Below are 1,077 nucleotides of genomic sequence, written 5' to 3' on the forward strand. Positions count from 1 at the left end.
CACCTTTTCCAGGAGCCACACCCGGTCGCGATCATGACGCCGACCCTGCCAGCCAGCCCCAGGCCAGCCAAGAACTACTTTCACAGCCTTTTCCAACCTGATGGCGCAGGTCAGCGGCGTCGAGGAGCCCGGTAGTCGCGTGAGGTGAGGCTCCCGGTAGGACAGCAATCGACCAAGAAAGATGCCCCCGCCGGGAGCCTCGTTGCTGTCTTACCCTGCCACCATCCCGCTGTCCACCCGCTCGCTGAACCACCTCGCCAGCCTGATCCGAACCCATCGCCAGCAGCGACGATCCCGTTGGCGGCGCCTGGAGCCCGGCCGGCAAGCACTGCTCGCTTTGGCCCACCTGCGCAACGGCGACACCTTCACCCGCCTGGCCGCTGGCTTCGAGATCGGCGTGGCCACCGCCTGGCGCTACGTCCACGAGGCGATCACCCTGCTCGCCGCGACCGCCGACGACCTGCAAACGGCGATGAGCAGGATCCGGCGGCTGGCGTACGCGCTCTGCGACGGCACCCTGATCCCGATCGACCGCGTGCACGATCAGAAGCCGTACTACTCCGGAAAACACCGCCGGCACGGCATGAACGTCCAAGTCATCGCAGACCCGGCCGGCCGCCTGGTCTGGGCGTCGCCGGCCTTGCCCGGCTCCGCGCACGACCTGACCGCGGCCCGAACCCACGGCATCATCGACGCACTGACCAGCGCGAACGTGATGACCTTCGCCGACAAGGCCTATCAAGGCGCCGGCGGCATCATCCGCACACCGTTCAAACGACACCGGTACCGGCCGCGGCTGTCACGCCGACAGAAGGCCGTGAACAGATCCCACGCCCGCGTCCGAGCCCGCGGTGAACGCGCCGTCTCCACCCTCAAGACCTGGAACATCCTGACCAAGCTGCGCTGCAGCCCGTCCCGGACCACCGCGATCGTGCAGGCCATCCTCGTCCTGCACCACGTCGAGAACCCGATCTACTAAGGATGGAAAAGGCTGTGAAAGTAGTTCTTGGCTGGCCTGGGGCTGGCTGGCAGGGTCGGCGTCATGATCGCGACCGGGTGTGGCTCCTGGAAAAGGTG

General features: G+C 66.9%; 1 protein-coding gene. It reads left to right on the forward strand.

The genetic code is table 11. The features are described from left to right. The first annotated feature begins 202 nt into the window (after window positions 1-202). Window positions 203-979, forward strand: a complete 777-nt coding sequence (locus tag I4J89_RS49085) for a transposase family protein (RefSeq protein ID WP_196421100.1) — start codon at window positions 203-205, stop codon at window positions 977-979. Window positions 980-1,077 lie beyond the last annotated feature (98 nt).

This window comes from Actinoplanes aureus (assembly GCF_015704865.1).
Classification (GTDB): Bacteria; Actinomycetota; Actinomycetes; order Mycobacteriales; family Micromonosporaceae; genus Actinoplanes; species Actinoplanes aureus.